The 1,546-nt window shown below is 46.2% G+C and carries 2 protein-coding genes; both read right to left on the bottom strand.

The annotated features are described in order from the left end of the window. Positions 1-847: YeiH family protein (locus R7P72_RS24130; protein ID WP_318110845.1), on the bottom strand; the 847-nt coding region annotated here is incomplete at its 3' end. 128 nt (positions 848-975) lie between these two features. Continuing rightward, positions 976-1,546, bottom strand: a 571-nt coding sequence (locus R7P72_RS24125) for a 1-acyl-sn-glycerol-3-phosphate acyltransferase (protein ID WP_318110844.1), incomplete at its 5' end; no start/stop codon positions are given.

Here is a 1,546-nt window from a genome sequence, read left to right as displayed (position 1 = left end):
ATTTCAGTTTCGAAATCGAAATACTACATCCTATCAAGAATAAGCACACCACCAGAGCTTGCTTCGCAATGGTAAAAATACCGTGATACACCACCTCAAGTTGTGGGAAGAAATCACTAAAGGCGATGGCCGCGCAATACCAGAAAATGAAGTAAGGAATCACTAACTTTTTCGAACCGTTCTCTTTGTTCCCACGTGAGAAAATCACGGCGCTAATCAAAGCAACAGGAATGATCCACAAGGCTCGCGCCAGTTTGAGCGTGGTTGCAGTTGTCAGTGCCTCTTCACCGTAGGCAGAGGCAGCGCCAACAACAGACGAAGTATCATGAATCGCAATTGCCGCCCATGTCCCAAAGGTGTGTTGGTCTAGGTTTAACGCATGACCAATGACGGGGAAGATGAACAACGCTAGAGAGTTGAGTACAAAAACGGTAGCGAGTGCCAAACCTATTTGTTCATCTTTGGCTCTGATTGCTGGTGCGACCGCAGCAATTGCGCTGCCACCACATATCGCAGTTCCGGATGAAATGAGATACGCAGTCGTCGTTTCGAGTTTGATTACTTTGGCGATGAGTGAGCCAATGACGAGTGTGCCGACAATCGTAGCGATAATTAGCCCGATACCATCTGACGTGACAGACAATGCCTGTTCAAAATTGATACCAAACCCTAAACCGATAATAGAATAAGAAAGCAGTTTTTTGGTGAAAGAGGCGATGGGTAACTCAGTAGGAACTAAGCCAAAGCTGGCAAGTAAGAAGCCAATAACAAGTGCAATAGGGGATGACACAAAAGGAGTTAAGCAAAAAAGCAGTGCCAGTCCAAAGGGGATGTACTTTCTGTTCAAGATTTATGATTCATTGTCGTTAGTGAAAGCGAGAGTATATCGCACTGTATCTGGTCAGTTTGTCTTAATGATTTGAACACACGTTCAGATAATCTAAACGTGTGTTCAAATAATTCTCAACGTTTTGTTTATCGCCAATCTCCGCGCAATGCGTGCACTTTTTCGAACATAGTTTGTGCGGTGGCTGAGCTAGGATCTACCGGTTCGCCAGCTTCAATTTCCAATTTGGACCAGAAGCGAGTCGGGAACCCTCTGCATGCTCGTCCTTTAGCGCGGCTAAAATAACTGCCCCACAATCCTTTCAATGCCATCGGAATCACAGGTACTGGGCTTCGACGCAGAATAATGTCGATGCCACGCATGAAGTCGTTCATTTCGCCATCGGAGGTCAATCGCCCTTCAGGGAAGATACAGACAATATGGCCTTCATTGAGAGCTTCTTCGACGTCGTTAAATGCTCGACGAATAGAACTTCGGTTGCTAGCAGAAATTGGTATCACGCCAGCACGGCGTAAAAAGCGTCTTAGCGGCGGCAGGTTGGCGTAATCTTCTTCCATCACAAAGCGAATCAAGCGAGGGCATACGGCACTCAGTAACAGGGCATCCATGTAGCTTACATGATTGCACACAATCAATGCACCACCATGCTCAGGTAAGTTGTGCAGATTTTTGTGTTTAACACGATAGATGGTGTGCGTG

Source organism: Vibrio sp. Vb0888 (genome assembly GCF_033338835.1).
GTDB classification, from domain to species: Bacteria; Pseudomonadota; Gammaproteobacteria; order Enterobacterales; family Vibrionaceae; genus Vibrio; species Vibrio alginolyticus.
The sequence above is the reverse complement of the archived record's forward strand: the minus strand, read 5'-3'. Positions and strand labels throughout refer to the sequence as shown.